The 22,325-nt window shown below is 66.0% G+C and carries 21 protein-coding genes; 12 read left to right on the top strand and 9 right to left on the bottom strand.

Features of this window, described 5'->3' with window-relative positions; translation table 11 throughout:
* The first annotated feature begins 18 nt into the window (after positions 1-18).
* Positions 19-849, top strand: coding sequence for a class II glutamine amidotransferase (locus AC1M2K_RS15410; RefSeq protein ID WP_480241617.1), 831 nt, complete (start codon positions 19-21; stop codon positions 847-849).
* Positions 850-855: 6 nt separating this feature from the next.
* Here AC1M2K_RS15410 and AC1M2K_RS15415 read toward each other — a convergent pair whose 3' ends face one another.
* Genes AC1M2K_RS15415 through AC1M2K_RS15425 form a run of 3 tightly spaced genes read right to left on the bottom strand, consistent with a single transcriptional unit; the run spans position 856 to position 4,296 of the window.
* On the bottom strand, positions 856-1,818 hold the full coding sequence (locus AC1M2K_RS15415) for a serine hydrolase domain-containing protein (RefSeq protein WP_480241618.1): 963 nt from the start codon (positions 1,816-1,818) through the stop codon (positions 856-858).
* Between the two features lie 10 nt (positions 1,819-1,828).
* Positions 1,829-3,523, bottom strand: coding sequence for a hypothetical protein (locus AC1M2K_RS15420; protein WP_480241619.1), 1,695 nt, complete (start codon positions 3,521-3,523; stop codon positions 1,829-1,831).
* Positions 3,508-4,296 carry an ABC transporter ATP-binding protein gene (locus tag AC1M2K_RS15425; RefSeq protein WP_480241620.1) on the bottom strand — a complete coding sequence of 263 codons (789 nt, stop codon included), beginning with the start codon at positions 4,294-4,296 and terminating at the stop codon, positions 3,508-3,510. The genes AC1M2K_RS15420 and AC1M2K_RS15425 overlap by 16 nt, the downstream gene beginning before the upstream one ends.
* Before the next feature lie 122 nt (positions 4,297-4,418).
* On the opposite strand from AC1M2K_RS15425, the gene AC1M2K_RS15430 reads away from it, so the two are divergent.
* Together AC1M2K_RS15430 and AC1M2K_RS15435 are read left to right on the top strand one after the other, a co-directional pair.
* Complete coding sequence (locus AC1M2K_RS15430) at positions 4,419-5,630, top strand: sensor histidine kinase (protein WP_480241621.1); 1,212 nt, start codon at positions 4,419-4,421, stop codon at positions 5,628-5,630.
* Positions 5,627-6,295 (top strand): response regulator transcription factor, encoded by a 669-nt coding sequence (locus AC1M2K_RS15435; protein ID WP_480241622.1) that lies wholly within the window; start codon positions 5,627-5,629, stop codon positions 6,293-6,295. Before AC1M2K_RS15430 ends, AC1M2K_RS15435 begins: the two co-directional genes overlap by 4 nt.
* A 29-nt stretch (positions 6,296-6,324) precedes the next feature.
* On the opposite strand, the gene AC1M2K_RS15440 is transcribed toward AC1M2K_RS15435, so the two are convergent.
* On the bottom strand, positions 6,325-7,263 hold the full coding sequence (locus tag AC1M2K_RS15440) for a pseudouridine synthase (RefSeq protein WP_480241623.1): 939 nt from the start codon (positions 7,261-7,263) through the stop codon (positions 6,325-6,327).
* 158 nt (positions 7,264-7,421) lie between these two features.
* Between AC1M2K_RS15440 and AC1M2K_RS15445 the strand changes: the two genes are divergently transcribed.
* From AC1M2K_RS15445 to AC1M2K_RS15465, 5 genes are all read left to right on the top strand, one after another.
* Positions 7,422-8,846, top strand: a complete 1,425-nt coding sequence (locus tag AC1M2K_RS15445) for a serine hydrolase domain-containing protein (protein ID WP_480241624.1) — start codon at positions 7,422-7,424, stop codon at positions 8,844-8,846.
* A 59-nt stretch (positions 8,847-8,905) separates the two neighbouring features.
* Positions 8,906-9,610 (top strand): RraA family protein, encoded by a 705-nt coding sequence (locus AC1M2K_RS15450; protein ID WP_480241625.1) that lies wholly within the window; start codon positions 8,906-8,908, stop codon positions 9,608-9,610.
* Positions 9,611-9,694: 84 nt separating this feature from the next.
* Positions 9,695-10,021 (top strand): GYD domain-containing protein, encoded by a 327-nt coding sequence (locus AC1M2K_RS15455; protein ID WP_480241626.1) that lies wholly within the window; start codon positions 9,695-9,697, stop codon positions 10,019-10,021.
* Between the two features lie 100 nt (positions 10,022-10,121).
* On the top strand, positions 10,122-10,334 hold the full coding sequence (locus AC1M2K_RS15460) for a three-helix bundle dimerization domain-containing protein (protein ID WP_480241627.1): 213 nt from the start codon (positions 10,122-10,124) through the stop codon (positions 10,332-10,334).
* A 13-nt stretch (positions 10,335-10,347) separates the two neighbouring features.
* Positions 10,348-11,004, top strand: a complete 657-nt coding sequence (locus AC1M2K_RS15465; protein ID WP_480241628.1) for a 4'-phosphopantetheinyl transferase family protein — start codon at positions 10,348-10,350, stop codon at positions 11,002-11,004.
* Here the strand turns inward: AC1M2K_RS15465 and AC1M2K_RS15470 are convergent.
* The 3 genes from AC1M2K_RS15470 to AC1M2K_RS15480 all read right to left on the bottom strand — a co-directional run bounded on the left by AC1M2K_RS15470 (position 10,949) and on the right by AC1M2K_RS15480 (position 16,936).
* A complete protein-coding gene (locus AC1M2K_RS15470; RefSeq protein WP_480241629.1) occupies positions 10,949-12,292 on the bottom strand; it encodes a M1 family metallopeptidase in 1,344 nt (447 codons plus the stop codon). The two genes, AC1M2K_RS15465 and AC1M2K_RS15470, sit on opposite strands and share 56 nt — an antisense overlap.
* Positions 12,289-16,254: a Pls/PosA family non-ribosomal peptide synthetase gene (locus tag AC1M2K_RS15475; RefSeq protein WP_480241630.1), complete on the bottom strand. Its 3,966-nt coding sequence runs from the start codon at positions 16,252-16,254 to the stop codon at positions 12,289-12,291. The genes AC1M2K_RS15470 and AC1M2K_RS15475 overlap by 4 nt, the downstream gene beginning before the upstream one ends.
* Positions 16,255-16,363: 109 nt before the next feature.
* Entirely contained in the window at positions 16,364-16,936 is a 573-nt protein-coding gene (locus AC1M2K_RS15480; RefSeq protein WP_480241631.1) for a Rho termination factor N-terminal domain-containing protein, read from the bottom strand.
* A gap of 47 nt (positions 16,937-16,983) precedes the next feature.
* Here AC1M2K_RS15480 and AC1M2K_RS15485 point away from each other — a divergent pair, with 47 nt between their 5' ends.
* Complete coding sequence (locus AC1M2K_RS15485; protein WP_480241632.1) at positions 16,984-17,184, top strand: hypothetical protein; 201 nt, start codon at positions 16,984-16,986, stop codon at positions 17,182-17,184.
* 49 nt (positions 17,185-17,233) lie between these two features.
* Here the strand turns inward: AC1M2K_RS15485 and AC1M2K_RS15490 are convergent, their stop codons facing one another.
* Positions 17,234-19,375, bottom strand: coding sequence for a hypothetical protein (locus AC1M2K_RS15490; protein WP_480241633.1), 2,142 nt, complete (start codon positions 19,373-19,375; stop codon positions 17,234-17,236).
* A 289-nt stretch (positions 19,376-19,664) separates the two neighbouring features.
* Here AC1M2K_RS15490 and AC1M2K_RS15495 point away from each other — a divergent pair, with 289 nt between their 5' ends.
* Positions 19,665-20,351, top strand: coding sequence for a DNA alkylation repair protein (locus tag AC1M2K_RS15495; protein ID WP_480241634.1), 687 nt, complete (start codon positions 19,665-19,667; stop codon positions 20,349-20,351).
* 10 nt (positions 20,352-20,361) lie between these two features.
* On the opposite strand, the gene arfB is transcribed toward AC1M2K_RS15495, so the two are convergent.
* The gene (arfB, locus tag AC1M2K_RS15500) at positions 20,362-20,784 is read right to left on the bottom strand and encodes an alternative ribosome rescue aminoacyl-tRNA hydrolase ArfB (RefSeq protein WP_480241635.1); all 423 of its coding nucleotides are present in this window, start codon (positions 20,782-20,784) and stop codon (positions 20,362-20,364) included.
* 95 nt (positions 20,785-20,879) lie between these two features.
* Here arfB and AC1M2K_RS15505 point away from each other — a divergent pair, with 95 nt between their 5' ends.
* Together AC1M2K_RS15505 and AC1M2K_RS15510 are read left to right on the top strand one after the other, a co-directional pair.
* The gene (locus tag AC1M2K_RS15505; protein WP_480241636.1) at positions 20,880-21,368 is read left to right on the top strand and encodes a histidine kinase; all 489 of its coding nucleotides are present in this window, start codon (positions 20,880-20,882) and stop codon (positions 21,366-21,368) included.
* Between the two features lie 78 nt (positions 21,369-21,446).
* The gene (locus AC1M2K_RS15510) at positions 21,447-22,304 is read left to right on the top strand and encodes a DUF4097 family beta strand repeat-containing protein (RefSeq protein WP_480241637.1); all 858 of its coding nucleotides are present in this window, start codon (positions 21,447-21,449) and stop codon (positions 22,302-22,304) included.
* The last annotated feature ends 21 nt before the right edge of the window (positions 22,305-22,325 follow it).

Raw genomic sequence — 22,325 nt, forward strand, 5'->3', positions numbered from 1 at the left:
CCCGAAAGCGAGGTTGTCATGTGTCGTTGGCTTGCGTATTCGGGTTCCCCCGTTCTTCTCGAAGATCTCCTCTATAAACCAGCGAACTCACTCGTGGTGCAGAGCCGGCACTCGCGGCTCGGCGCTGAGACCGTCAACGGCGACGGCTTCGGCGTCGGCTGGTACGGCGCGCAGGAGACCCCGGGTATTTATCACAGCATCGAACCGGCCTGGAATGACCGAAACCTGCAGGAACTGTCCGGACATGCGTCAGCCGGCCGGGTCTTCGCTCACATCCGCGCATCCACAGGTTCTGCTGTTCAGCAGACCAACTGTCATCCGTTCCGCAACGGAAACTGGCTCTTCATGCACAATGGTTCGATCACCGATTTCCCGAAGGTGAAACGCGACCTCACCATGGCGGTCGACCCGGAGCTCTATCCGCACATCGAGGGTTCGACGGATTCGGAGACGTTCTTCTTCCTCGCCCTCACCTTCGGGCTGACGGAGGATCCTCAGAAGGCTGTGGCTCGCGCTGTCGGCTTCATCGAGGAGACCGGGAGGAAGCACGGGATCGAGTTCCCCATCCAGATGACCGTTGCGACGACCGACGGAGAATCCACCTGGGCGTTTCGGTATTCCAGCGAGGGCAGATCGCGTTCGCTGTTCCACAACAACGATGTGGCCACGCTCAGGCTGCAGTACCCGGACAATCCGGTGCTGCACCAGCTGTCTGACGATGCACGCCTCATCGTGTCAGAACCGCTCGGCGACCTGCGCGGAGCGTGGCGAGAGGTCCCGGAGTCGACATCGCTGGTCTCGGTCGATGGCCGAATCGAGGCAAACGAATTCGCACCACTGCCTGCCTGACCGCGGCTATCCGAGGGCCTGGAGCATCCGGAAACCGTGCCCGTCAACCGAGCGGGACGTGGCCGAGAGGAGGACGACGGCCGTGCCCGCGCGCCGGTCGAGCGCGAGGTAGCTGCGGAATCCCCCTGTCCCGCCGTTGTGCCACGTGATCAGCCTGCCCCTGGGCTCGAGCGTCAGCCAGGCCGCCCCGATCCGCATGCCGCCGGAGAAATCCCGCACAGGATCGAGAGCTACGACCCCCGGGGCACTACCGTCGAGCAGAGACTCGGCAAGCCTCGCCATGTCGCCGATGGACGATCGGATGCCGCCCGCCGGCGCGATTCCGGCGCCGGTCCACGGCTGCACCACGCGACCGCCCCGGCTCGTGCCCGCAACCGCGGTCGGCTCGAGCTCGCCCGGCCCTGAAGGAGCGTACATCGACTCCAGGCCGAGCGGGGTGGTCAGCCGGTCGGCGAGGAGCTCAGGATATGTCGTGCCCGCTGCCTGGGCTACCGCGTGCCCGAGCAGCTCGAACCCGAGGTTCGAGTATCGCGGTTTCGGCGCCGAGAGGGTCACCCGCCTCGCCTGCTCGATCAGGGCGTCGACGGACTCGCCATACGGGTTGGTGCCGTGCCGCCAGAGTTCCAGCGTGCGCCGAAGGGCGTGCGCGTCCGGTGGCAGTCTGGGCAGACCCGAGGTGTGGGTGCTCACCGAGCCGAGCGTCACCGAACCGGCCGCGCTGCCCCCGAGGGGCAGCAACGCCCCCAGCGTGGTCTCCGGTGTCAGCTCGCCACGCGAACACGCGTCCACGTAGAGCAGGCCGGTGATGCCTTTGGAGATGGAGCCGATCTCGAATCCGGCATCCGTTGCAGCGCCGACCACGGCAGTCCGTGTGCCGGAGGGGGAAATTGTCGCCACGGCGGCCACCGGATGCTTCCGGCCGAGTCGGCGGGTGAGCTCGGCAGCCAGGTCGCTGTCAGTCGTAGTCATTCCGGTCCTCTCAACCGCGACTCCTCGCGGCGATCTTGTCCTGTCGTTCCTTCTGACGTTGCGCGATCATCTTCTGCTCGCCGCTCAGGGTGCTCTTCGCGAGCCAGTCGAGCACGCCCGTCGATTCGCCGTGGAACACCTGACCGTACCGGATCCGGGTGTACACGTCGGGCATCCGCGTGGTGAGATAGGCGATCGCGATCCGCCCGTACAGCCAGGCAGCAATCCACCCGTTCAGGATGCCCACGACCACTGAGGCGAGCGCGAGAATCGGCGATGGAGCGACCAGGCTCAGCACCAGCACCGCAGCGGTCGGCACGACACCGACCGCGGTCAGAAGCATCACGATCCACAGGTGCAGGCCGATGTTGCCGTTCGCGTCGTTCGGCCCTACCCGCTTGCGCGGGTCCACACCCGGCGAGACACCGACGGCCGATGTGATCATGGCAGCTCCACTGCCCACGCCGAAAAGTGCGGGGAGAGCAGCGACGACAATCGGGGTGACCCACCAGTGCTGGGTCAGAACGAGGAAGACGACGGTGATCAACAGTGCCTGCGGCAGGAACACCAGAATGGTCGCCCATTGTCGCCCGCGGACATCCGAACGGATCGACGTGGCATCCTGTCCCACGATCGTCTGCCACACCGCCGTGCCGTCCTGACCGTAGAGGTTGAGAGCCGCGACGCTCATCATGAAGGCGACGATCAGGCCGGCGAATGCGGCCAGCACGGAATAGTTGCCGCTGACCAGCGCGAAGAAGCCGATGGCGATTCCGGTCCAGACCGCTGTACGGACTTCAAGTGCCCGCCACGGGTCGCGCGTCCACTGGCGGTACTCCTTTCCGATGACGGCGCCGAGCTGCGTCTTCGGCAGGATGCCGCCGCCGGCGACGAGGCCGGCGGACAGGCGTCGCCCGGTCCTCCTCCTGGGCGGCTCCGACCGCGGCGTCAGCAGCGCGACAGTGGCGACGACGAGAACGACATCCAACGCCGCCAGCGCGGCGAGGAGCAGCATCGCCGCGATCCAGTTACCCGCCGCCGCCTGCTCGATCGCGAGGACAGGCCACGAACTCGGGAAGGCATCGAGCACCGCGGTGATCGGGCCGTCCGGGAGTCCGTTCTGGATGAGGGCCGGGACGCTCTGCACGGCGGCCTGAACGACCATCCAACCGGTGAACATCGCGGCGAACATGAGCCCGAACTGGATGCCGGCGATCTCGACCCCGATCGTGGATCGCATCGCCGCGCCCAGCAATCCGTACACAAGTCGCGACGCCGTGATCGCGAAGATCCAGGTCAGAGGCGCGCCAACGAGGACGATGACCAGGGTGAGAGGGTCGAGAGCGAGAGCGTGCACGGCACTCGACAGGAACGCGACCAGCACGAACCCGGAAGCGATGCCGACGAACGTGCTCGCCAGAAGGCCGCGGCTCAGTTCGCTCCGATCGATCGGCAACAGAGCGAAGTAATCGGGTCTCAGAGCCCCGCTCCCGCTGAGGAGCACCGGGCCGAGTGCCGCCCCGAGAACCCATCCCGCGAACGCGAGTGAGAGCACGGAGCCCCGGGCGTCGTCGCTCGAGGCGGCGATCACCGCCAGCCAGGTGCCGAGCACGAAGAGCGCCCCGAAGATCCAGCCGACCAGCCGCAGGCCCTTGGAGCTGTTTCGCAGCAGGGTGAATTTCAGGGAGATCAGGATCCGATCCACGACAGCTCCTCCTCGTCGATGTCCGGCGACCCGACGAGTCCGACGAAACGGTCTTCGAGAGTCGAGCCCGCCCGCACTTCGTCGAGGGTGCCGTCAGCGACCACCCGACCGGCGGTGACGATGGCGACGCGATCGCAGAGCTGCTCCACGAGGCTCATCACGTGACTCGAGATCACGATCGCTCCGCCGGTTGCGGTGAAGCGCCGCAGGATGCGGGTGAGCACGCGGGCCGAAACCGGGTCGACTGCTTCGTACGGCTCATCGAGGACGAGGACCGATGGGGCGTGGAGTAGCGCGGTGGCGAGGCCGATCTTCTTGCGCATGCCCGTCGAGTATTCACCGACGAGAGTTCCGAGTGCTTCGGCCTCTTCGAGTTCGAGGATGCGGATGAGCTCGGCGCTCCGACTCGCGACAGCTGCGGCCTCAAGTCCACGGAACCGGCCCCAGTACGTCAGGAGTTCGCCGCCGGTGAGCCGCTCGGGAAGAGCAAGACCGTCCGGCAGCACGCCGAGATGCCTCTTCGCCGCAACGGGGTCCTGCCACACGTCGATACCTTCGACGAACGCGCGACCGGAACTCGGCCGGAGCAGCCCGACCGCCATCGACAGGGCGGTCGTCTTTCCGGCACCGTTCGGCCCGACAAGTCCGTAGAACGACCCGCGCGGGATCCGGAGATTCACGTCGTCGACAGCGACCTTGTCGCCGAACTCGCGACGAAGCCCGGTGAGTTCGAGCGCGAACTCGGCTTGCTGTGGTGTTTCGTGAGCTGACATGCTGCCAGTTTGCCCTCCTCACGTCGTCGCCGACAGTGACCGATCGGCCAGAAGTGGTGGCCGATCGGCCTCAGCGGGACGAACCCGTGGATCGCCGTCAGAATCCTTCGTATCCTCGAAGGATGACGCAGGGCACGCCAGTGCGATCGGATTCCCGGGACCAGACCGGGCGCAGCGCTCGATTCGTCGACGCGGCGCTCATCGCCCTCGCCCTCGTCTACATCTACCTGACTCTGCTGGGCGGCGAGGCCTATGAGGCTATTCCGGCCTGGTACTGGCCGATCGACATCGGATTGGCAGTGCTCGCCGCAGCGAGTCTCTGGTGGTCTCGCACACATCCGGCGGCAGTCGGCGCCTGGCTCATCATCCCCGGCTCGCTTTCGCTGACAGCCGGCTTCGCCGTGCTCGCAGGGGTGTACCGGATGGGGTCGTATGCGCGTCCGCGCGTCTCTCTTCCCCTCGTGGGACTGCACATCGTTTTCGCATTGCCGTACCACGGAGTCGCTCCGATACCGGGAATGACCTGGCTCGCCTGGCTCATCTTCATCCCCCTCGTCTACCTCCTGGCTCTGAGCTTCGGCCTCCTCACACGCGCCCGCCGGCAAGTCATCGAAGGGCTCCGCCACACCGCGAGGACGGACCGAGAACGATTCGATGCGCAACTCTCATCCCTTCGCAGGGATGAGAGGGAACGGATCGCCCGCGAGATGCATGACGTACTCGCTCATCGAATTTCTCTTGTCTCCGTGCACGCCGGGGCCCTGGAGTTCCGCACCAGTCACGCGACCGAGCCCGGTCAGCGTCCGATGAGCAGCGAAGAGGTTCACGAGGCCGCAGTGATCATCCGCGAGAACGCACACCTTGCCGTCGAGGAACTGCGCGAGCTGCTCCATGTGCTCCGTCACGATGGCGCCGAGCCGGCGCTCGGCGTTGGCCGGCCTCAGCCGCAACTCGACGATGTGCACGGCCTGGTCGCCGAAGCGCGGCAGGCAGGGCAACAGGTGGAGGTGTCGATCGACGCCGACGCGGTCTCACAGGCCAGGGCATCCGTGCAGCGGACCGCGTACCGAATCGTGCAGGAGGGACTCACGAATGCTCGCAAGCATGCGCCCCGCTCGCCGGTCCGGGTTGCGATCCGCGGTGACGACGATCGTCTCCGCGTCGAAGTCACGAACCCCGTCGCAGTCGGACTGACGGGAAGTGAGATCCCCGGAGCAGGTGCGGGGCTAGCGGGCCTGCGCGAACGAGTCCACATCGACGGCGGGCACCTGCACCACGCCGTGAGGGACGGTGAATTCGCGCTCGCCGGCGACCTGCCGATGGGAGCAGCATGAGCCAGGCGACCGCTAGCATCCGGGTTCTCGTTGTCGACGACGACGCACTGGTGCGGGCGGGGTTGCGCCTCCTCCTCGGTGGCGCAGCAGACATCGAGCTCGTCGGCGACGCATCCGACGGGGACGAAGTTTTGGAAGCGGTCCGCACGACCTCGCCGCACGTGGTGTTGATGGATGTGCGGATGGCTCGAGTCGACGGTGTCTCCGCGATCCGAACGCTGCGCGCCTCTGAAATCGACAGCCTGCCTGCCGTGATCGTGCTGACCACATTCCGCACGGATGCCACGGTCCTGGAGGCGCTCAGGGCCGGTGCGGCCGGGTTCCTGCTCAAGCACACGCCGCCCGCGGAGATCGTCGAGGCGATCCGAACGGCTGCCGCCGGTCAGCCAACGGTCTCCCCCGACGTCCTGCGACAGCTCATCGACCATGTCGCGTCATCGGAGGAGGTTCCGCCGGCTCACCGGCCGGACCCCCTCGCACCGCTGACCGTCCGGGAACGCGACGTGGCGCTCGCCGTCGCGCGAGGACTCGGCAACGCCGAGATCGCCGACCGCCTCTTCATCTCGCACGGCAGCGTCAAAGCCCACATCTCGAGCGCGCTGACGAAACTTGGCCTCGACAACCGCATCCAGCTGGCGATTCTGGCGCATGAGTCCCCCAGCTGACGGGTAACGGACACCCGGGCCGCTGGATCTCACGCTGCGGGGCCACCTGCTTCACTCTGCAGCGGGAGCTCGCGCACACTCTCGAACTGGCGCGGGGACCCGTCAATGGGATCCACGAAGTCGACGTCGCTCGCAAGCAGCTGAAGCGGGTGGGCGAAGTCATCGACGGCTATGCCACGAACGACCGGATACAGTGGGTCGCCGCTGATCGGGATCCCGAGTCCCCACATGTGCATCCGCAACTGATGGGTGCGTCCGGTCGTCGGTGTCAGACGATAGATGGCATCCGCGCCGAGCACGGACTCCCGTTCGATCACGGACTCGGCGTTGGCCGGTGCATCGGGATCGACGTCGGCCTGCATCTGACCGCGCTGTTTGATCAGGTGGTTGCGCACTGTGATCGGGAACTCGAGATCCGCACGGTCTGGCGCGAGTGCGCGGTAGGTCTTGGCGACCTCACCGCGCTGGAACATCGATTGATATGGCGCTCGCCAGCGTTTCTCGGTCGCCAGCATCAGGAGACCGGATGTCACGCGGTCGAGCCGGTGGAGCGGCGAGAGCTCCGGCAGGCCCAGTTCGTCGCGCAGGCGCACAACTACGCTCTGCTGGACGTGTCGCCCGCGTGGAATGGTTGAAAGGAAGGGCGGCTTGTCGATCACGACGATCCGCTCGTCGCGATGGACGATGTGGATCTGTCCTGGCACGGATGCTTCGTCGCGCAGGTCGCGATGGAACCACACGAAGGTGTGCGGCCGGTATGGGTCGCTCGCAGCAGCAGGCGTTCCGGCCTCGTAGACGAACCGTTCCTCGGCCAGAAACGCGGGCACGTCGATGAACTCGGACAACCGGTCCTCGAGCCAGGCGCCCATCGTCGGCCACGGTTCGGGTCGGGACGGATCGCGATCCGGGGTCCGCATCCACGCGGGGTCGAGCCCGAGTCGTTGTGGAAGAGGAGAACGCGGGGGCATCCTGCGATCGTAACCGCCGGCGCTGAAAAACGCCCGGTCTCACAGGGCGACGCAAGGGCCGTTCGCACTCGTGGTCGCGCGATGTCCCGGCGCGACGCGCTGGACCTGGCGCTCGGACCAGACACCGCTGAGGCATCCCCTCGGCCTAGCATGGAACGATGAGCCGCTCACTGCCGAGAAGCACGCCATCCGCCCACGCCGTCGATGCCGCAGGTATCACCTCCTTCATCACAGCGCTGGAGGCCACTCCCCTGATCGAGCCGCACAGCCTGATGCTTCTGCGCGACGGCGAGGTTCTCGCGGAGGGCTGGTGGGCACCGTATTCCGCCGACCGCGTGCATCTGCTCTACTCGCTGAGCAAGAGTTTCACCTCCACCGCCGTCGGTCTCGCGGTCGACGAGGGACTGCTGTCTCTCGACGACACCGTTCTCAGCCACTTCCCGGAGCTCGACGACGAGATCACCGACCCGCGAAGCCGGCGGATGCTGGTGCGGCACGTGCTCGCCATGGCGAGTGGGCACCGCGAGGAGACCGTCGACCGGGCAGACGCCATCGACCCGGTCGACCTCGTTCGCGGCTTCCTGCTGCTTCCTCCCGACGAGGAACCCGGAACCGTCTTCGCCTACAACCAGCCCTGCACCTACGCGGCCGCCGCGATCGTGCAGCGTGCGTCTGGTCAATCGTTGACCGAATTCCTGAGACCACGGTTGTTCGATCCGCTGGGCATCGGTGACGTCGGGTGGATCCGTCACCCGTCCGGAAACGAGCTGGGGTTCAGCGGGCTGCACGCACAGACCGAGGCGATCGCGTTGCTCGGGCAGCTCTACCTGCAGCGCGGAGAGTGGGATGGCCGCCAGCTCCTTCCGTCCGCGTGGGTCGATGAGGCGACCCGGTCGCATGTCTCCAACGGCTCCGATCCCGCATCCGACTGGGAGCAGGGTTATGGCTTCCAGTTCTGGATGGCCAGGCACGGGTACCGCGGTGACGGTGCCTACGGTCAGTTCTGCGTGATCCTGCCTGAACACGGGATCGTCCTGGCGATGACCGGTCAAAGCGATGACATGCAGGGCGTCCTCAACCTGGCGTGGGAACACCTGCTCCCGGCGATCGGCAGGCAGGGAGACGGCACCGGGGGCGGCGAGGCGGACGCCGCGCTTGCCGCGCAGCTGGCATCCCTCAGCATTGCCCCGCTCAGCGGCAACGCGACCGGTGAGTGGATAGTAGATGGTTCGTTCATCAGGACACCCGGCAGGGTCCTGCCGGACCTCACGCGCCTCGAGGTCAACGCACACACAGGCGGATCCGGTTGGGATCTGTCGCTCAGGCAGGGTGGCAGCACCCTTGAGGTCACGGCCGGCCTCGGCGAATGGACGGCAAGCGACGCGACAGCCGCCAGTGCCGCGTGGGATCCGGCCGGACGCCTGGCGGTCGACGTCATCTTCATCGAGACGCCCCACCGTTTGCACCTCGTTCTCGACCGGTCGAATTCCACGTTCACCGCGAACTGGGAGACCGACCCCCTGCACGACATTCCGCTCGTGTCGATGCGGAAACCCGTCGCCCCGGTGTCTTCGACGATCTGATGACACCTGTCGCAGACACCAGGCCGACTCTCTCCCGGTTCGATTGAAAGGACCCCGCAATGGATGCCGCCGACCTGCAGACAACGTACCTCGACCTGACAACGCCGCACGTGGCCGACGCCTGCCTGAGACTGGGCATCCCGATCCGTTGCGCGCCGGCGGACGTTCGGCCGTTGTGGAGCGGCGTGCACCTTGTCGGCCGCGCGCGCCCTGCCCGTCATTTCGGAAGCGTCGATGTCTTCCTCGAAGCCGTCGAGCACGCGCATCCCGGCGACGTGCTTGTCGTCGACAACGCCGCTCGCACGGACGAAGCCTGCGTCGGCGACCTGATCACACTTGAGGTAAGCAGAGCGGGCCTCGCCGGCATCGTGATCTGGGGCCTGCACCGCGACACCCCCGAACTTCTCACCATCCGGTTGCCTGTGTTCAGCCAGGGTGCGCTTCCCGCCAGTCCGCAACGCCTCGACGCACAGGATGCGGATGCTCTCGTGTCCGCCCGGGTCGGCGACCATATCGTGACCGGGGAGGACTTCGTGCTCGGCGACGACGATGGCGTCCTGTTCCTGCCCGTGGACCGTGCAGCGGACATCGCCGACGTGGCCCGCGGCATCCGCGACACCGAACGACGTCAGGCAGCCCTGATGACTGCCGGAACCTCGTTCAGGACTCAGGCGCGATTTACCGAGTACCTCGCAGCTCGGGACGCACACGGGACCACGTTCCGTGAATATCTGCGCACTTTCGGTGGAGCGATCGAAGAGTGAACCACCACCCGGTTGTATGTCGGACCTCACAGGGCCATCCTGATGGGCATCAGCAGTGACGGACGTGACCGAAAGGACGATACGATGCCTCTCTATCTGACGAAGTTCAGTTACACCCCCCAGACCTGGGCGAGGTTGACCGGCAATCCGGAGGACCGCCGGAAGGCTGCCGAGACGTACATCGAATCGGTCGGCGGGAAGCTCCACGGATTCTGGTACGCGTTCGGCGATCACGACGGCTACACGCTCTGGGAAGCCCCGGACAACGCGTCGATGGCTGCGGTCGCCCTGGCGATCAACGGCGGCGGAGCGATGAGTTCCATGGAGACGACGGTGCTCCTGACCGTCGACGAAACCCTCGACGCCCTGCGCAAAGCGAACGAGATCGGGTATCGCCCGCCTGGCGCGTGACCGGTGCTCGCGCAAGCGCCAGACTCGATCGAGTGAAACGACGGCGGCGTTCATCAGATGTTCTCTTGACCCGCGCCCCTTGTGAGCCGAGACTGAGCAGATGACGACAGAACTCGACAACGAAGAGATCATCCGTCAGGTCATCGGCGAACTCGAGCAGAAGTTCGCGGATCGGTCACCGGATGAGATCGAAACGGTGGTTCGCGAAGAGTTCGACAACCTCGCAAGTCGTCCGGTCCGCGACTACGTCCTCATCCTCACCGAGCGAGCAGCGAAGAAGCGCCTCAAGAGTTCTGCCACAGCCGGCGGATAGCCGGGACCGCTCGATGGACACACTCGAGTTCGACGACGACACAGTTTTGCGCTGGGCGCCGCCAGACTCCCTCGCTGACCGTGAAGCGGAGGCGATCGCGCTTCTCTCGGTCGACGAACGGACCAGATTCGCCACGACGGTATCGGAACATGCCCGGAGTCGCTTGCTGTGGGGCCGGCTGCTCCTCCGCGAACTGGTGGCCGAACGTTCAGGTGTGAGCGCTGCAGAGGTGACGATCATGGCGCTGTGCCCCGACTGCGGTGGCGCGCACGGTCGACCGATCACGACCGGCCCGAACGATGCTTCCCGCGCACTCTCCGTGAGTGTCTCGGGTTGCGCAGGGATGGTGGTTGTCGCGACGAGCCACGGGCGCCGGATCGGCATCGACATCGAGCCCGCAACTGGCAGCACGGACCGGCTACTCGCGATCCAGCGGATCGCCGGCGAGACCGAGGATCCGCTTCGACATTGGACTCGGGTCGAGGCGGTGCTCAAAGCAGATGGACGTGGCCTCCGGATGGATCCGCAGCTGGTCGAGGTCGATGGCGACCTGGCCGAGCTGGATGGGGTTCAGTACCGCCTCATCGAGCCTGACATCGACCCTCGGTTCGTCGTCAGCGTCGCCCTGGCACCTGCGCCGCGACCGGGAAGGGTGGCAGGGCGGGAGTGAACAGCCAGGCGTCGAACAGGGAGTCGAGCGGAACGGCGCTGAAGCGATCAGCGTGGGAGCGGAAGTCGTCAGTCGTAACCGTGGCGCTGCGGTCGCGTGACGTCCAGTCCCGGAGCAACGCGAAGAAATGTTCGTCACCAATCGTCTGGCGGAGCGCATGGAGAGTGAGCGCTCCCCGCTTGTAGATTCGATCGTCGAACATGTCTGCCGGTCCCGGATCTCCGAGAAGGATGTCTTGCGGCCTGATGCGGAGCTGCCCGTAGTAGCGGCGGGCGAGGGCATCCGTGGTTTCCTTGCCTGAATGCTCGGACCAGAGCCATTCGGCGTAGCAGGCGAAGCCCTCATTCAGCCAAATGTGCTGCCACGCGGCGAGCCCCACGCCGTTGCCGAACCACTGGTGAGCGAGCTCGTGTGCGAGCAGGCGCTCTTCGCCGCCGTGCCCGTCGACATGGTTGGCCCCGAAAATCGCCATCGACTGCGCTTCCAGAGGAATCTCGAGTTCGTCCGGGGTGACGACCGCGGCGTAACCGCCGAAGGGGTAGGTGCCGAAGACGCCCTCGAAGTAGCGCATCATTCCGGGCAGCAGGGCGAAATCGGCGCGAACCCGCCCTTGCAGTCTCTTTGGATACGCGAGGAGTCCGGCAACCGGACCGAGATCGATCTCTTCGACCGTGTACCGGCCGATCTGCACGGTGGCCAGGTATGTGGAGGTGGGTTCGACCTGCTCATACAGCCAGGTTCCGCGACCGGATGCCACGGTGTGGCTGGTGAGGACACCGTTGCAGAGCACCGTGTACGCCTGCTCGGTCGAGACCCGGATGCTGTACGTCGCCCGGTCGGCCGGATGATCATTACACGGGAACCACGTGGGCGCGCCGTTGGGCTGGGACGCCACGATCACGCCGTCGTCGAGCTCTTCCCAGCCCACCAGCCCCCATTTGCTCCGACGCGGCGCAGGCGACCCGGAGTATTCGACGATCACGGTGAACGTGGCGCCGGCAGCGATCGGCGTCGCCGGCACCACACTCAGCTTCCCATTGGACTGGGTCCTGATCGCCCGCCGACCGTCCACCGACACCCGGGACGCCTGGAGGCGACTCAGATCGAGCGTGAACCGGCTGAGCTCCTGCTCGCTGACGGCAGTGATCGTCGCAACAGCCGAGAGCCGATTGGTTGCCATCCTGTACTGCAGATCGAGGGCGTAGTGCTCGACGTGATAGCCGCCATTGCCACTCGTCGGCGCATATCGATCACCCGCAGTTCGTGCGCCGACGGATGTCATTGTCATCGCGTTCCATCGGCATGGTAGTTCCGTGTGGTCACGTCCCGCCACGGGCCGATCGGGTTGCCACTCCAGCGACTGCCGACTGGGACGACCTCTCCCCGCATGACAAGCGATGCAGGGCCAACGGTGGCGTGCGCCCCGATCCGGGCGGCCGGGAGGATGACGCTGTGCGGGCCCAGGGTTGCGCCTGCGTCGAGTGTGACGGTGTCCATGCTCATGATTCGATCATGAAAAAGGTGGGTCTGCACAACGCAGCCCCGATTCACTGTGGCGCCGTCGGCCAGAGTCGCCAGATCCGGTTCAGGCAGCCAGTACGTCTCGCACCACACACCCCGTCCGATCGTCGTTCCCATGCTCCGCAGCCACCAGACGAGGGCGGGCGTGCCTGATGCCGCATTTGCAAACCACGGTGCGGCGACCATCTCGACGAAAACGTCGGAGACCTCAGTACGCCAGACGAACGAGGACCACAGCGGGTGCTCGACGGCCTTCATACGACCGACCAGCGCCCATTTCGCCGCCGTGGTGAACCCGGCCGCTGCAGCGCCCGCCAGGATCATCACGACGCCGCTCAGTACGACCGCAAGCCAGATGTTCGTCAGCGCCACGAGGGCGGCGATGGCGAAGAGCACCGCCAGACCGATGGCAGCCGTGACGAGGACCGGAACGATACGGGCGAGCTCCCACAGGCTGCGGGCGAGCCGCAGCCGGGACGGTGGGTTGAAGGTGAGGCTGTCATCCGCGGCAGCCACGGTACGACGCAACCGCACGGCCGGCGATCCCAGCCATGAGGAACCCGGCTTCGACTTCGGTGGAGCAGATGACAGCACGGCGATGAGGCCGTCCTTCGGCACTTTGTGCCCGGCAGGCACAATGCCCGAGTTTCCGATGAATGCGCGCTTTCCGATGTCGATCGCCGCGATCCGCAACCATCCGCCACCGAGCTCATACGAGGCGATCATCGTGTCGTCGGCAAGGAACGTCCCATCTCGTACTGTCGTCATCGACGGGACGAGAAGCACGGTGGATGCCTCGACGTCGCGTCCCACCTTCGCGCCGAGCATCCGCAGCCAGACCGGAGTGAACAGGCTGGAATACAGCGGGAACAGCAGCGTCCTGCTCATGTCGAGCAAGCGTTCGATGGTCCAGACCTGCCACCCGGTGCGGCTGCGCACCGCATACGTGCCTTCGCGGACACCGAGGCCCAACGCCCTCACGAGAACGACGACTACTCCGGCCATGACCACGCCGGCGATCAAAGTTGCCGGCACCAGCAGCGCGAAGCCTCTCGCTGCGGCCTCGGCCAGCGAGGCGGAATCGCGGATACCCACAGCGATGAGCGCGAACCCCGGCAGCAGCGAGAGGACCGGAAGCGCCGCAACGACGACTGCGGACAGTGCATACGCAGACAGCCACCGGGTCTTGCGCGGTGGCCGCTCTCCTGGCCACCAGGCACGGGCTTTGCCGACGCGCTGCGCCGGCGACCCGGACCACAGTTGTCCCGAGGGCACCCTGCCGAAAACGGCAGATCCGGGAGCGATCTCGGCGCCACGGCCGATCTTCGTGCCAGGAAGAAGCGTGCTGCGTGCCCCGATGGTGCTATCCGACCCGATCCGGATCTCACCGATCCGCACGACGTCGCCGTCGATCCAGTACCCGGCGAGATCCACCTCCGGTTCGATCGCCGCTCCCCCGCCGATCCGCAACATTCCCGTGACGGGCGGCAAGGTGTGCAGGTCGACATCCGGCCCGATTGTCGCGCCCAGTGCCCTCGCGTAGTAACTGATCCACGGCGCCCCTGACAGACTCACTGCTCCGACCTGCTCGGCGACCTGTTCAGCCAGCCACAATCGGAGGTGCACGCCACTTCCCCGCGGGTAGTCGCCGGGACGCACGCCGGCCAGCAACAGCCTCGCTGCAACGACGGCGATGGCCATCCGACCGAACGGGGTCGCGAAGATGACCAGCGCAGGGACCAATGCCCACAGAGGTGCGGCGGGCAGGACGTCGAAGCCGCCGACCCAGCTCAGAACGGTCCCTGCCACGAGCACATACAGCAGCCAGCGCACCCCGGCCAGAACCTGCAAAGGGATGGACAGTACCGTCTGGAGCGCCTGCATCCGACGGGGAGTCGGCGCCACGTGGTGGTAGGGGCGAAGGGCCTCCGGGGTCTCAAGCACCCGGTCTTCCAGCTCGTCGGCCATCGCCCCGAGGCGCGGATGCGAGTAGATGTCGGCAACCGTGAAACTCGGGTCATCCTGTCGGATCGCGCTCACCAGCTGCGCGGCGGCCAGGGACCCGCCGCCGAGATCGAAGAAATTCGCGTCGACGTCCGAAACGGGAATACCGAGGACCGCCTGCCATTGCTCAGACAGTCGAAGCTGCATCGGAGTGAGGCCTGACTTCTCTCCATCGGGATCGACACCGGGCAACGGCCACGGCAGGGCACTCTTGTCCACTTTGCCGGAGGTACGGGTCGGCAGTTGCTCAACCTCGGCAAGCAACGGTACGAGTGCCGCAGGAAGCTCCTCGCGCAGGCGCGCGAGGGCGAGGCCGCGATCCAGGCGGGCACCGTTCGCCATGGCGACATAGCCCACGAGAACCTGGTTGCCGGTCTGTGTCTCACGCACCGCGACCGCCGCACTCCCGACGCCGTCGAGCGTCTGCAGCGCTGCCTCGATCTCCCCCAATTCGATGCGCCGGCCGCCCACCTTCACCTGATCGTCGACACGACCCTGGAAGATGAGTCCCTCCCGCTCGAATCTGACGAGGTCTCCGCTCCGATAGGCCCGGTCCCAGCCCAGTTCTTCGTGCGGGGCGTACTTTTCGGCGTCCTTCGCGGCGTCGAGGTAGCGACCGAGCCCGACGCCGCCGATGATGAGCTCCCCGACGTCGCCCTCGATCACCGGCGTCCCATCCGCTCCGACGACAGCGAGGTCCCAGCCGTCCAGCGGGAGTCCGATCCGGACGGGGCCGCTGCCGTTGAGTTCTGCAGCACACGCGACGACGGTCGCCTCGGTGGGCCCATAGGTGTTCCACACCTCGCGTCCATCCACGGCGAGCCGCGCGGCGAGCTCAGGGGGGCACGCCTCCCCGCCGAAGATCAGCAACCGAACGTTCTCGAGCGACTCCTGCGGCCACAAGGCTGCCAGGGTCGGCACCGTCGATACCACCGTGATGCCTCTCGCGGTGAGCCATGGTCCGAGATCCATGCCCGTGCGCACCAGCGCCCGCGGTGCGGGCACGAGGCACGCGCCGTGCGCCCAGGCCAGCCACATCTCTTCGCACGAGGCGTCGAATGCGACGGACAGCCCGGCCATCACCCTGTCGCCTGGACCGAGCGGCTCGGCACGGAGAAAGAGCCGTGACTCGGCATCGACAAAAGCTGCGGCGGATCGATGGCTGACGGCGACACCCTTGGGCCGACCGGTCGAACCGGACGTGAAGATGATCCACGCCTCGTCCTCGGGGCGTGGTGGAGCGACCACGGGATGGCTGTGTGTACTGGCGTGAGCGGGCGGGGAATCGAAGAGCGGATCTCGGGTGATCTCACTGGACGTCCGCCTTGTCGATTGAAAAATGCCGTCTGCTGTGATCACCCCGCAGACGTCCGCGTCACCGAACACCAGGTCGGCCCGCTCCTGAGGATCGTCCGCATCGACGGGGACGTAGGCGGCACCGGCCGCGAGGACGGCGAGGATGGAGATGTACAGCTCAGACGAGCCCGACGGCATCCTGATACCGACGCGGTCACCGCGGCGGACTCCCTCTGCGAGCAGACGAGCAGACACCTGCACGACGCGCGCCATCAGCTCGCGGTAGCTCAGCGAGCCGGTGGCGTCCTCGATGGCAGAGGCTTCGGGATGCCGTTCCGTACTCTCCCGCAGGATGTCCAGCAGAGTGCGCGCCGGCGCAGCCTGCTCGCCCCGCAGCAGAATTGCTTGTCCGGATTCGACCTGCGTCACAGTGCTCCGCCCTGTCGTTGGGAACGGTTTCGCAAGAGACAGGTCACCGGGCACATCGGGCCACGCTAGCCAAGCTGGGTAACCGGCAGGTGAACGGGAGGGAGACCGCCTACTTCCTGGCCAGGAGGGCGGCCAGGTCTGACTTGTTCAGTTTCGAGTAGCCCGAAAGACCCGCGGTTTTCGCCTGCTGGCGCAGCTGCGCCAGGGTCGGTCCGGATGTCGACCGAGTTCGTCGTCCGCGGGGCGCCGCCGGCTTCGACGCCGCTGGCTTCGACGCCGCTGGCTTCGCGGTGGTCACTGGTGCGGACTTCGTGGCCACGGAAGTCGCGGCGGGCTTCGACGCGGCAGGAGATGCCGTGGGCACATCGATCGTGGGTGACGAGGATGATGTCGCGACTGTGGGTGACGCGGGGGTGGCCGTTGTCTTTCCTGATGCAGCCTTCTTCTTGGCCGGTTTCGCTGTGACCGCCTTCTTGCTCTCGCTGATGGTCTTGTTGCTCTTGCCCGGCTTGCGCACAGTCGTCTTCTTCAGGCCCTTGTCCAGCGTCTGCGCCAGTTCGGCGGCCTTCTTTCTCGCCTTCTTGTCAGCCTTCTTGGCCGCCTTGATCGCCTTGCCGATCGCCTTCTGCGCTTTGTGAAGAGCCGCCTTCGCGGCCTTCTCCTGCTTTGTCAGACGTGCCATTGTCGGTCTCCCCTGTTCGTCGACGTGACGGATGCGTTCCTCAGATCATGGCAGCAGCATCCCGCAAGCGCACCTTTTTTCGCTGGTTGACTTATCTCACCGTCGAGCAGGGCGAGAAGCCGGGTGGTCGTGCGCCAGTTGCGGACGGTCATTTCGAGGAAGACCGGCATGCTCGTCAACCGGGTGATCCGGGTCTTGCCCGCCTGAGCGGCTACGCGCGACAGCGTCCTCCGCCCGCCCGCGCCTGACGTCACGGCTGGGACCGCCGCAAGCGGAGATCCCAGCCGCGCCGGTCAGCTATTTCTTCTTGCCGTTCCCAGTGTTCTTCACGGTGAGCGCGTAATCCGCGTCGAGGAACTGGAGGTCACCGGTGGGCAGGTTTGACACCAGGGTCGCGAAATCGCGATTCGGACCATTGGCACACTTCGTGTTGAAGCCGGGCTGCGTGATCGCGTCGCCTTCGAGCCGGTAAACGTAGTTGCCTGCGCCATCGTTGATCTCGAACGGCGAGGCAACACCCGGTGTGAGATCGCAGGACGCGACGAGCTGGAGCGTCCAGTTGTTGTTCTGGAGTCCGGTCGTCTCGGTCCATTCGCCCTCCGCAGAACTCACCGTCGCTGCCGCGCCGTTGACGAGCACATCGTCGACGAACCATCCTGTGTCGAGATAGGCCGCGTCCGTTGAGTAGCGGAAACGCACGTCCGTTGCGTCGGCGGGCAGCTGAGCGGAGTAGTGCACATAGGCAGGCTCGTCGACGAAGTACTCGCCGCCCGATGTGCCGGTGAGCCCGTTGCCTTCCGTGTTCCCGCCGTGCGGATCCTCGTTGCTCGTGACGACCGTGCCGGCGTCATCGACGAGCGGGACCGTCACCCATTCGCCGCCGACGAGCGCCTCGACGAATCCGTAGTCCCATCCCTCTTCGATGAAGTGCCATGTCCAGAAATCGAGTGACGTGGCCGTGCCCGTCACATCCACGTCGAGGATGTTGTCCGACTGGCTCTCGTAACCGGCATACCAGTGAGTCTCTCCGGTGTGCGGCGGGACCTGGGTGCTGTCTTCGCCGTCCAGACCCACCGTCACCGTCGGACCGGGGTTACGGAATCGCTCGACCTGGAGACCGTACGGCAGGGCAGTCGGCGACTGACCGTTTGCTCGGTTGTCCCACTTGGGTGACGGCTGAGCGCCCTGGTTGTTTCCCCGGTCGCCCCAGAACTGGTCGTCCGCAATGTCGATCGTCCAGTCAGTGAATGCAGGATCGCCGAAGTCGACCGCCTTGATGTCGAACAGCGCTGAGTCCTCGTCGTCGAGGTACACGGCGACTGCCCAGTCCTGGAACAGGGTCTTCGCGGAGCGCAGATCCGCTCCGGTCTCCGCATTGAATGCGTCGATCGAGGCCTGGACTCCGTCCATCCCATCCGCCTGGTTCTCGAAGATCCGCTGGATCAGCAGGTCACCGCCGGCTGTGTCGTTCTGAAGGTCCGGGGTGTATGTGCCGTCGCCGTTGCCACCGGCCTGCTCCCAGACGTACTGGAAGAAGGTGTAAGAGGCGCCGTAATTCTCCAGTCCTCCACCCCAGCGGGTGAGCGATGTCTCCGCGTAGAACACCTGATGATTGCTGAGGTGCGACCCTCCGACGTCGTAGCCGTTGAGGAACACCGCGAAGTCGGCGAGACCCTCGTCCACCCAGGACAACTCGCCCGGGTCGCTGTAGTTGTGCAGCAAATGCTCCAGCTCGTGGGCGATCACGCCCTCGTACAGCGTGGGCTGGTCGTTCTCCGGGTCGTCGTCACGCCATTCGGCGTCGTTCGGCCCCACCCGGTTCGCCCAGTCGAAGGCGTCGATGACGATGACGTTCATGCCGACCGAATCGATGAAGTCCGGAGCGAAGTACCCGGCTGTGTACGTGTCCTCGGCACAGTCGTAGTAGTTCGTGTCCTGCACGTTATAGACCACCATCACGAGTGAGTCGCTGGCGGGCTCGGCAGGATCGGCCGCGTCCATGGGGCCGAAGTGTTCCTCATCGACAGCAACGATCTGACTGGACAGCTGGTCACCCATGTAATCGATCTGAGCCTGCGTGAGCGCAAAGTCCGTTACGGCGTTGTCAGCGCAGGGGACGAACTCGTCGCCAGGATTGTGGTCGAATGCCGGATCGAGGCTGGCTACGCCGGCTGGCGCCGAACCATCCAATGGCGTGCCTTCGGGAACGTAGATGTAGACGGGAGTCCCGTCAGGAGTCGCTCCGGCGTACGCCCGGTCGAAGTCCTGATCGTAGGTGCCGCCGGCTTCACTGTCGTTGATCGGCAGCGTGAGACCGGGCTCGCCGGGCAGGTTCAGGTGATCGTCGGCGACGGCAGGAACTGCCGCAGTGGCGACAAGAGTGAAAGCTAACGCGCATCCCAGTGAAACACCGAGTGCGCGAGCGCGGGGCTTGTGCACAGCTGTACCTCCAAGTGAGGGGTCCAGCCATCGGCAATTCGTAGTCTCCACAGCGGGACCAATGAGGGGCAGGCGGTCGCCTGCCGATTGCATGCCAGTACACCACCAAACGGTGACGGTGGGAATGGAGATTACGAAAAAGCCGTCCCCGTCGCAGAAGATGCGACGAACGTGTCGCTGGCGACCTCGCAGCGCAGGATCTTGTGGCGGGAGTGTTCCCGTCGGGAGAGGCGACGTCACCCTCTGCTCTCGTCGTAGGCTGATTTCCACATGCATGACAGGAGCTGAGATGGCGCAGACGATGGTGACCGAGGTCACGGTGCCCGAGGTGATGGCCGAGCTGGCCGCACTCGACGACCCGAAGGCCCGCGAGGTGAATACCCGGCACGGAGACGACCACGGGGTCAACCTCGGCAAGCTGCGCGCCGTCGCCAAGCGGCTGAAGACCCAGCAGGACCTCTCGCTCGATCTGTGGGCGACCGGCGACACCGCTGCCAGACTCCTGGCACTCCTGATCTGTCGTCCGAAGGCGTTCGACCGTGACCGGTTGGACACGATGCTGCGCGCGGCACGCAAGCCCAAGGTGCACGACTGGCTCGTCAACTACGTGGTGAAGAAGAATCCTCACGCCGAGGAACTGCGCGTGATCTGGTTCGCCGATCCCGACCCTGTTGTGGCAAGTGCCGGGTGGGCCCTGACCACCGAACGCGTGGCGAAGAACCCCGATGGCCTCGACCTCCCCGGTCTGCTCGACACGATCGAAGCGGAGATGAAGGATGCCCCGGATCGCCTGCAGTGGGCGATGAACCACTGCCTCGCCCAGATCGGGATCGAGCACCCGGAGTATCGGGCCCGCGCCCTCGACATCGGCGAACGCCTCGAGGTGCTCAAGGACTACCCCACGCCGCCGAACTGTACCTCGCCGTTCGCGCCGGCCTGGATCACCGAGATGGTGAGGCGGAAGGGCGACAGCTAGGAGACGTTCCTTATTCTGCGGACGGACGCTTGCGCTGCTGTTTGGTCGCTGACCGCTGCTGCTTTGCGGCGAGGTGCCGCCTCGTCGACCCTCTCGTGGGTTTCGTCGAACGCCGTCGAGGCCCATCGGGGGCGAGAGCCGCGCTCGCCACCTCGGCGAGCTTGCGCCGGGCGATCTCGCGATTGCGAAGCTGTGAGCGCTCCTCCGAGGCAGAGACGGTGACTACTCCCCCGACGAGTCGGCGTCCGAGTCGCGCGAGCAACCTCTGGCGCTGATCGTCCGACAGCGCAGCGGAACGCCCGACATCCCAGAACAGTTCAACCCGGCTGTCCGAGGTGTTGACATGCTGCCCGCCGGGCCCGGACGAGCGGGAGAACCTCCAGCCGAGTTCGGATGCCGGAATCGTGAGCGCGGGTGACACCTCCAGATCCATGCCTCTAGCGTCGCACGAACCGCACGTCGGCGGTCACATGACGCCTGACACCATGATTGCTTGACTTGACACCATAGTGGTGTCATCATGGTGCCATGGAACTTGGACAGTACGTCAGTGACCTGCAGCGTCAGTTGGTGGATGCCGCAGACAACGGCGTCGAGGAGACCCGCGCGGTGGCAGAACGTCTCGCCGCCGGACTGGATGCCGCCACCCGGCTCGTGTTGCTCGACGCCCTGTCCGCCGCCGTCGGCGAAATAACCCGCGACCTCGCCCCCGGCTCGGTCGACATGCGGCTGCGCGGGCGAGAGGTCGAGTTCGTCGTCAGCCAGCCCAGCGGCGAAACCGACGCCGACGAGCGGCCCGTCGCATCCGTCGACCTCGACGACGCGAGCACCTCGCGCACGACTCTTCGCCTGCCGGACGCCTTGAAGTCGCGGGTGGACGATGCCGCTGCGGCTGATGGGCTGTCCGTCAACACGTGGCTGGTTCGCGCGGTTGCGGCCGCCCTGCAGCCCAGGCAACGACGAGCGGCACAACGCACGTTGCGCACCGGAGACAACTTCGCAGGCTGGGCACGCTAAACCGCCCACCGACAACATCCATCAGCCACGCGAACTGCGGGGCCAGACGAACACGCCCAGAGAAAGGGAAGCGCCAGCATGCCCACATTCACAACCCCTTCGCCGATCGACCTCGCCATCAACCTTCCGGTCGGTGCGGTCGACGTCATCGCCGGAGAACGCGCGGACACCGTCGTGACCGTCTCCCCCACCAACCCTGGCAGGGCAGTCGATCGCCGGGGCGCAGAGGAGACGAAGGTGGACTTCGACGGTAACCGGCTCACCATCACGGGTCCGAAGGCGAGGCTCAGCTGGATCGGGCCGACGGACTCGGTCGACGTGACGGTGGAGCTGCCCGCCGGTTCGCGGCTTACGGCGGAGATCTCGGTCGGTGGTGTCCGCACCGTCGGCCGCCTCGGCGCGACCCGGATCAAGAGTTCCATGGGCCCAGTGGATGTCGACACCACCGGCGATCTGTGGCTCCGTGCCTCCCACGGCAACGCAACGGTCTGCCGGGCCGACGGCGGCGTCGAGATCACGGCAGACCACGGCCAGATCCGGATCGGCACCATCACCGGCGACGCGCTCCTCAAGGCCTCTCACGGTTCGATCCTGATCGGCGAGTCCGGCGGCGACCTCGAAGCAAAGCTTTCATACGGCGACCTCGAGATCGCAAAGTCACTGTCCTCCGTCGAGGCGAAGACCGCATACGGCAGCATCCAGCTGCGAGACGTCTCGAGCGGGTCCATCCAGGTCGAAAGCGGATTCGGTCAGGTCACGATCGGTGTTCGGCCCGGTGTCCCAGCCTGGCTCGACCTGTCGTCCAAGGAAGGACATGTGCGCAATCAGCTCGATGGCGACCGCGCTCCCGGGGCGTCCGAAGAGACCGTCGCTGTGCGGGCACGTACCCAGTACGGCGACATCACCATTCAGCGCGCCCGCGCGGTGGAGCAATGAGGATCGCGCCAGCGATCCCGC

The sequence above is a fragment of the Mycetocola sp. Y171 genome, from assembly GCF_056713165.1.

Excerpts from the sequence above, each read along its gene's own strand:
- AC1M2K_RS15410 (WP_480241617.1), top strand. The coding sequence starts at position 19 with ATGTGTCGTTGGCTTGCGTATTCGGGTTCCCCCGTTCTTCTCGAAGAT.
- AC1M2K_RS15415 (WP_480241618.1), bottom strand. The coding sequence starts at position 1,818 with ATGACTACGACTGACAGCGACCTGGCTGCCGAGCTCACCCGCCGACTC.
- AC1M2K_RS15425 (WP_480241620.1), bottom strand. The coding sequence starts at position 4,296 with ATGTCAGCTCACGAAACACCACAGCAAGCCGAGTTCGCGCTCGAACTC.
- AC1M2K_RS15430 (WP_480241621.1), top strand. The coding sequence starts at position 4,419 with ATGACGCAGGGCACGCCAGTGCGATCGGATTCCCGGGACCAGACCGGG.
- AC1M2K_RS15435 (WP_480241622.1), top strand. The coding sequence starts at position 5,627 with ATGAGCCAGGCGACCGCTAGCATCCGGGTTCTCGTTGTCGACGACGAC.
- AC1M2K_RS15440 (WP_480241623.1), bottom strand. The coding sequence starts at position 7,263 with ATGCCCCCGCGTTCTCCTCTTCCACAACGACTCGGGCTCGACCCCGCG.
- AC1M2K_RS15445 (WP_480241624.1), top strand. The coding sequence starts at position 7,422 with ATGAGCCGCTCACTGCCGAGAAGCACGCCATCCGCCCACGCCGTCGAT.
- AC1M2K_RS15450 (WP_480241625.1), top strand. The coding sequence starts at position 8,906 with ATGGATGCCGCCGACCTGCAGACAACGTACCTCGACCTGACAACGCCG.
- AC1M2K_RS15455 (WP_480241626.1), top strand. The coding sequence starts at position 9,695 with ATGCCTCTCTATCTGACGAAGTTCAGTTACACCCCCCAGACCTGGGCG.
- AC1M2K_RS15460 (WP_480241627.1), top strand. The coding sequence starts at position 10,122 with ATGACGACAGAACTCGACAACGAAGAGATCATCCGTCAGGTCATCGGC.
- AC1M2K_RS15465 (WP_480241628.1), top strand. The coding sequence starts at position 10,348 with ATGGACACACTCGAGTTCGACGACGACACAGTTTTGCGCTGGGCGCCG.
- AC1M2K_RS15470 (WP_480241629.1), bottom strand. The coding sequence starts at position 12,292 with ATGACAATGACATCCGTCGGCGCACGAACTGCGGGTGATCGATATGCG.
- AC1M2K_RS15480 (WP_480241631.1), bottom strand. The coding sequence starts at position 16,936 with ATGGCACGTCTGACAAAGCAGGAGAAGGCCGCGAAGGCGGCTCTTCAC.
- AC1M2K_RS15485 (WP_480241632.1), top strand. The coding sequence starts at position 16,984 with ATGGCAGCAGCATCCCGCAAGCGCACCTTTTTTCGCTGGTTGACTTAT.
- AC1M2K_RS15495 (WP_480241634.1), top strand. The coding sequence starts at position 19,665 with ATGGCGCAGACGATGGTGACCGAGGTCACGGTGCCCGAGGTGATGGCC.
- arfB (WP_480241635.1), bottom strand. The coding sequence starts at position 20,784 with ATGGATCTGGAGGTGTCACCCGCGCTCACGATTCCGGCATCCGAACTC.
- AC1M2K_RS15505 (WP_480241636.1), top strand. The coding sequence starts at position 20,880 with ATGGAACTTGGACAGTACGTCAGTGACCTGCAGCGTCAGTTGGTGGAT.
- AC1M2K_RS15510 (WP_480241637.1), top strand. The coding sequence starts at position 21,447 with ATGCCCACATTCACAACCCCTTCGCCGATCGACCTCGCCATCAACCTT.